This is a genomic window from Curtobacterium citri (assembly GCF_030362955.1).
In the GTDB taxonomy this organism is placed as follows: Bacteria; Actinomycetota; Actinomycetes; order Actinomycetales; family Microbacteriaceae; genus Curtobacterium; species Curtobacterium citri.
Genome location: NZ_JAUCML010000006.1, coordinates 200,999 through 207,190 on the forward strand (window position 1 = coordinate 200,999; position 6,192 = coordinate 207,190).

Sequence of the window (6,192 nt, forward strand, 5' to 3'; positions counted from 1 at the left end):
CCGTGATCACCCGAGTGACCACCCAGATGACCATGGCGGCGGCCGGCGAGCGCCTGCAGGCGAACGCCGCGCGCGTCGCCGAGGCGACCCAGCGCGCCACCACGCTGCAGGCGATCGCGAAGCCCTCCGACGACCCGGTGGGCACCGGCGCCTCGATGCAGGTGCGGAAGGAGCAGGCGGCCGCCGCGCAGTACACGCGGAACGCGGACGACGCCGTCGGCTGGCTCGCCACGACCGACAGCACCCTCGGCAGCGCGTACTCCGTGCTGACGAAGGTCCGCGACCTCACCGTGCAGGCCGCGAACTCCGGCACGATGGGCGACACCGACCGCGACGCCTTCGTGACCCAGTTCCGTGCCCTCAAGGCCGATCTCGAGGCGACCGCCAACACGAAGTACGGCACCCGCTCCGTGTTCGCCGGGTCGTCCACGGCCGCTGCCGCGCACACCGACGACGCCGGATGGGCCGCCGCCACCACCGCGGTCACCCGCCGGGTGGGCGACGACCGGACCATCCGCGTCGACACCTCCGGCGCCGCGGCCTTCGGCACCGGGGACACCTCGGCCTTCGCGGCGATCGACCGCATCGTGGCGGACCTCCAGGACGGCGTGAACGTGAACCCCAGGCTGAACGACCTCGACACCGCGATCGACTCGGTCCGCGCCGCACAGGCCGACGTCGGGGTCCGGCACGCCGCCGCCCTCGCCGCACAGGACACGCTGAAGACCGCCTCGGTGTCGCTCGAGAACCGCCGCGCCGGGATCGAGGACCTCGACCTCGCCGGTGCCGTCCTCGACCTCCAGGTGCAGCAGACCACCTACCAGGCAGCCCTCGCCGTCACCGCGAAGGTCCTGCAGCCGACCCTGATGGACTACCTCCGATGAGCATCGACCTGACCTTCCCCGTCCCGCCGTTCGGGCTGTCGCCGGAACCCGTCTTCGCGCTCGCCCCGGTCGAGGGTGCCGAGGGGCTCTTCGCGCTCACCGGCGGCGACGCGCGGCTCTACCTGCTCGACGCGGCCGTGCACCTGCCCGACTACGCGCCGGAGCTGACGGACGAGCAGGCGACGACGATCGGGCTGACCGACGCCGCCGACGCGATGCTGCTCGTCGTGGCGAACCCCGGCGAGGACGGGACGACCGTGAACCTGCTCGCGCCCGTCGTGGTGAACGGCCGCACGGCGGTCGGCGCGCAGTTCATCCTCGAGGACCAGGACCTGCCGCTGCGCGCGGAGCTCGCCCGGCGGTAGCGCGCGGGGCTCGGCGCGCGGCGTCGCGGCGCTCTGCGTCGCGCGCGTCCTGCGACATCGCGCGCGTCGATCCACACGTGCAACGTCGCTTCCTGCGTCCGCATCGGATGCGCGTGCATCGTTCGACATGCCGCGCGTCGATCGACGTGTGCCGTGTCGCATGATGCGCGGGCATCGACAGGGCATCGTCCTGCACAGGACGCCGTCCGGTCGTCGTTCCCCACCGGCAGCGCCGTCGTCCTGCGGCGCCGCTCCCCCACCGCCAGGCTCGGAGCATGACCGAGGCGGACGACATCGACCTGGTGCGGACGGCGCACCTGCCCAGCGCGGAGCGACGCGCACTCGAACGAGCGACGGCGCGTGGCGAGTACGAACGGATCCGCCCCGGGGTCCTCGTCCGCCGCGGGAGCACCACCGGGCTGCGACCGGATCAACGGCACGTGCTGCTCGTCCGCGCCTCGCTCCCCCGGCTCCGCCCGCAGGACCGACTCAGCCACGAGTCCGCCTGTGCCGTGCTCGGCCTCCCCGTCGTGGGCAGCTGGCCGTCCCGCGTGCACGTGGCAGACCCGACGGCCGACGGGACACGCGTGAGTGCCTGGTTCGTGCGGCACGGCGTCGCGGGCAGGCCGCCGTCCGACCACCGGGACCACCGCGGACTCCCGACGACGTCCCCGGCGCGGACGGCGGTCGACATCGCCTCGAGCCGCCCGCTGCTGCTCGCACTGCCCGTGCTCGACCACGTCCTGCGGTGGCGGTGCGCCACGACCGAGGACCTCGGTCGAGAGGTCGGACTGCTCGGGCCGAAGGGTCGGTCGAAGGCGGCGTCCGCCGTGGCGATGGGGTCGCCGCGCTCGGACTCGCCGGCGGAGTCGATGTGCCGCGTGCGCTTCCGGCTGCTCGGGACGCCGGAGCCAGAGCAGCAGCACGTCTTCTCGCGGCCCGGAGAGCGCACCGCCGTGGTCGACTTCTGGTTCCCCGACCACGGCGTCGTCGTCGAGGTGGACGGTCGCGCGAAGTACGGCACGGCCGCCGCCGACGTCGCCGCCGCGCACTGGCAGGAGAAGCAGCGCGAGGACTTCGTGCGCTCGTTCCCCGAGGTACGGACGGTCGTCCGGGTGGTCTGGACGGACCTCGTGGAACCGGAACGCCTGCGCGCGAAGCTCCTCCGGGCCGGGGTGCCGTGCTCGTGAGACCCGCACGCGCGGTGCCGCCGGCCGAGGATCCCGGAGGAGTTCCCACCGCCCGGGCGTACCGTCACCCGCATGGCCCGACAGCACAACGACGGGGCGATCGTGCCGATGCCGCCCGCCCCGGTCCAGTCCGACTCCCGCGACGACCGGACCCCCACGCCGGACGGTCCCGGCGGGTGGACGAAGATCCTCGACCGCGTCATCGCCGTCCAGCGCCCCGTGGTCGTCGCGCACGTGAACGCCCTGCGCCGCCGGCATCCGGACGCGAGCCCGGCCGAGATCGTCCAGATCCTCGAGCGGCAGTACCTGACCGCCGTCACGACGGGTGGTGCCGCCGTCGGTGCGAGCGCGGTGATCCCCGGCGTCGGCATGGTCGCGGCCCTGGGCCTGAGCGGTGCGGAGACCGTCGGGTTCCTCGAGACGACCGCCCTGTTCGCACAGTCGATCACCGAGGTGCACGGCATCGCTCTCGACGACCCGGAGCGGTCGCGCACGCTCGTGATGGCCCTGATCCTCGGCGCCCCGGGGACGCAGCTCGTGAAGCAGCTCGCCGGCCAGGCCGCCGGTGGCCCGGCACGGAACGCGTTCTGGGGCGAGATGGTGACCTCGACGCTGCCGAAGCAGGTGGTCAGCGGCATCGGGGGCAAGGTCCGCGACCAGTTCATCAAGCGCTTCGCCGCCCGCCAGGGCACGTCGGTGCTCGGTCGTGCGCTGCCGTTCGGGATCGGCGCCGCCGTCGGTGGGCTGGGCAACCACGCCCTCGGCAAGCGGGTCATCCAGGCGTCGCGCGAGGGCTTCGGCCTGCCGCCGCGGCACTTCACCGTCGTGCTCGAGGCGAAGCCGACGAAGGACCGGAAGGCGTCGGACAAGGCGGACAAGACGGACCAGGCGGACCAGGCGGACAAGCCGGACAAGTCGGGCGACCGCGAACGCCGTGCGCTGCCGTGGCGTCGGAAGGACCGCGACGACGAGGACCTCTGGGCGGAGACGCCGCGCCGCGACGACCGCGACTGACGACCGGCCGAGCCCAGCCGAGCACAGCCCGGCCGAGCCCAGCTCGACCGCACGCAGCCCGTCCCGACCCATCGAGCCGCGCGCTGACCGACGGGAGGCGCGGTGCCAGCCGGCACCGCGCCTCCCGTCCGTCAGCGGATCACGCCGTCACGCACGCCGCTTCGGCGTCCGCACCACCTGCCCGGCGTGCGCGAACCCGCCCCCGAAGCCGAACAGCAGCGCCAGCGCGTCCTCGGGCAGCTCCCCGCGCTGCCACGCCTTCGACAGGCCGAGCGGCACGCTCGCCGCGGACGTGTTCCCCGACTCGACGACGTCCCGCACGACGTACTTGTCCGCTCCGCCGAGCGCCTCGGCCAACGGCTCGATGATCCGCAGGTTCGCCTGGTGGAAGGCGAAGACCTCGATGTCGTCCATCGTGAGCCCCGCGGCCTCGACGACCGCACGGGCGTGCCCCTCGGCCTCGGTGATGGCCCAGCGGTAGATCGAGCGCCCCTGCTGGGTGAAGTACTCCGGGTCGCGCGTGACGAGCACGGCCTCGTTGAGGTGCGGCACGCTCCCCCACGAGACCGGCCCGATCTCCGCAGTGTCGGCGAAACCGAGTACCGCGGCGCCGGCTCCGTCGCCGACGAGCACGCAGGTCGAGCGGTCCGTCCAGTCGGCGATGCTCGACAGCGTCTCCGACCCGATCACGAGCGCGGTGTCGGTGGCGCCGACCCGGATCGACTGGTCGGCGAGGGCCATCGCGTACTCGAAGCCGCTGCAGGCGGTGTTGATGTCGATGGGCGCGGGACCGTTCGTCATCCCGAGCGCGGCGGCGACCCGGCCGGCGGTGTACGGCGACCGCTCCCGGTGCGTCGTCGAGGCCACGATGACCAGTCCGATGTCCGACGGCTGGAGACCGGCGTCGGCGATCGCGTTGCGGCCGGCCTCGATCGCCAGGGACACGACGCTGTCGTCCGGCCCCGCGATGCGGCGGGTCTTGATGCCGGTGCGGGTGGTGATCCACTCGTCGTTCGTGTCGACCATGGTCGACAGCTCGTCGTTCGTCAGGACACGGGAGGGCTGGTGGTGGCCGAACCCGAGGATCCGGCTGCCACGGAGTGCTGGGGTGTTCATCCGCGGCACGCTACTCCCCCGACCGGACCGCTCATGCCGGGCACGGCATGCACCGGCTCACTTCCGCGCGGCCGCCGTCGCCCGGTCGTTCGCGTGCTTGATGGCCTGCACGAGCTCGTCCTTGTCCATCGTCGATCGCCCGTGCACGTCGAGCCGCTTCGCGACCTCCATGAGGTGTGCCTTGGTCGCGTTCGCATCGACACCGCCCTGGGTCTCCCCCGACCCGCGGGTGCCGGCTGCGCCGTCGTCGGACGGGCCGGAGGACTCCTTCTCCTCCCAGTGGTCACCGACCTTCTCGTACTCGTGCTTGACCGCGGCGAACGCCGTCCGGTGCGCCCGCTCGCCGGGGCCGTACGTCTCGTTCGCCGAGTCGAGCGTCTTCGCGAAGATCTCCTGCGCGTGCTCCGGCGACCGCTGCAGGGTGCTCGGGATCTCGTCCTTGGCCGGCATGGCGGCTCCTTCCGTCGGGACCTCCCGTTCTACGCCCCGCACGTGACCGGTACCCGCAGGGCCTGGTCCGCACACCGCGACGCGCGTAGACCGGGGTGATGGACTACACACACCTCGGACGGACAGGGTTGTCGGTGTCACGGGCGGTGCTCGGCACCATGAACTTCGGACCGGAGACCAGCGAGGACGACTCGCACGCGATCATGGACCGGGCGCACGAGCTCGGCGTGAACTTCTTCGACACCGCCAACGGCTACGGCGGCTCGGTGGGCAAGGGCGCCACCGAGGAGATCATCGGCCGCTGGTTCGTGAAGGGCGGCGGCCGGCGCGAGAAGACCGTGCTCGCCACCAAGGTCTACGGCGAGATGATCGACTGGCCGAACGGTGGCAAGCTCAGCGCGCTGAACATCCGGCAGTCGCTCGACGCCAGCCTCCGCCGGCTGCAGACCGACCACGTCGACCTGTACCAGTTCCACCACGTCGACCGGGCGACCCCGTGGGACGAGATCTGGCAGGCGATCGACGTCGCCGTGCAGCAGGGCAAGGTCCTCTACGTCGGCTCCTCGAACTTCGCCGGGTGGCACATCGCCCAGGCGCAGGAGGCCGCCGCCCGTCGGGGCACGCTCGGCCTGGTCAGCGAGCAGTCGATCTACAACCTCGTCGTCCGCGACGTCGAGCGCGAGGTGCTGCCGGCCGCCCGCGAGTACGGCCTCGGCGTCATCCCGTGGTCGCCGCTGCAGGGCGGCCTGCTCGGTGGCGTCATCGAGAAGACCGAGAACGGGTCCCGCCGCCTCTCCGGCCGCAGCGCCGAGTACGTCGAGGGCCACCGCGACCAGCTCACCGCCTACGAGTCGTTCGCGAAGGAGCTCGGCCACACCCCGGGCGAGCTCGCCCTGGCGTGGCTGCTGCACCAGCCGGGCGTCACCGCGCCGATCACCGGCCCGCGCACCATGGAGCAGTGGGAGTCGGCGGTCCGCGCCGTCGACATCCGTCTCGACGAGGCGGCGCTGGCGCGCCTCGACGAGATCTTCCCGGGGCACCAGACCTCGCCGGAGGACTACGCCTGGTGAGTCGCTGACGCGACCGTCGGACGGGAGGCGCGGTGGCGGCGGGCCCCCCCCCCCCCCACCCCTCCCGCCGGGCTACGCGGCGGGCGAGGAGACGGGACCCGGG

7 protein-coding genes are annotated in these 6,192 nt (G+C 73.0%); 5 read left to right on the plus strand and 2 right to left on the minus strand.

The genetic code is table 11. The annotated features are described in order from the left end of the window. The first annotated feature begins 2 nt into the window (after positions 1 to 2). The 4 genes from QUG92_RS11310 to QUG92_RS11325 all read left to right on the plus strand — a co-directional run bounded on the left by QUG92_RS11310 (position 3) and on the right by QUG92_RS11325 (position 3,453). Positions 3 to 884 (plus strand): flagellin N-terminal helical domain-containing protein, encoded by an 882-nt coding sequence (locus QUG92_RS11310; RefSeq protein WP_289459131.1) that lies wholly within the window; start codon positions 3 to 5, stop codon positions 882 to 884. Continuing rightward, positions 881 to 1,249, plus strand: a complete 369-nt coding sequence (fliW, locus tag QUG92_RS11315) for a flagellar assembly protein FliW (protein WP_182046738.1) — start codon at positions 881 to 883, stop codon at positions 1,247 to 1,249. Before QUG92_RS11310 ends, fliW begins: the two co-directional genes overlap by 4 nt. A gap of 275 nt (positions 1,250 to 1,524) precedes the next feature. Then, complete coding sequence (locus QUG92_RS11320) at positions 1,525 to 2,439, plus strand: type IV toxin-antitoxin system AbiEi family antitoxin (protein ID WP_289459132.1); 915 nt, start codon at positions 1,525 to 1,527, stop codon at positions 2,437 to 2,439. Between the two features lie 72 nt (positions 2,440 to 2,511). Next, positions 2,512 to 3,453, plus strand: coding sequence for a hypothetical protein (locus QUG92_RS11325; RefSeq protein ID WP_289459133.1), 942 nt, complete (start codon positions 2,512 to 2,514; stop codon positions 3,451 to 3,453). A gap of 147 nt (positions 3,454 to 3,600) precedes the next feature. On the opposite strand, the gene QUG92_RS11330 is transcribed toward QUG92_RS11325, so the two are convergent. Both QUG92_RS11330 and QUG92_RS11335 read right to left on the minus strand, forming a co-directional pair. Beyond that, positions 3,601 to 4,569, minus strand: coding sequence for a beta-ketoacyl-ACP synthase III (locus tag QUG92_RS11330; RefSeq protein ID WP_289459134.1), 969 nt, complete (start codon positions 4,567 to 4,569; stop codon positions 3,601 to 3,603). Positions 4,570 to 4,626: 57 nt separating this feature from the next. Beyond that, on the minus strand, positions 4,627 to 5,019 hold the full coding sequence (locus QUG92_RS11335) for a ChaB family protein (protein WP_069710999.1): 393 nt from the start codon (positions 5,017 to 5,019) through the stop codon (positions 4,627 to 4,629). A gap of 98 nt (positions 5,020 to 5,117) precedes the next feature. On the opposite strand from QUG92_RS11335, the gene QUG92_RS11340 reads away from it, so the two are divergent. Beyond that, positions 5,118 to 6,089, plus strand: a complete 972-nt coding sequence (locus QUG92_RS11340; protein ID WP_289459135.1) for an aldo/keto reductase — start codon at positions 5,118 to 5,120, stop codon at positions 6,087 to 6,089. The last annotated feature ends 103 nt before the right edge of the window (positions 6,090 to 6,192 follow it).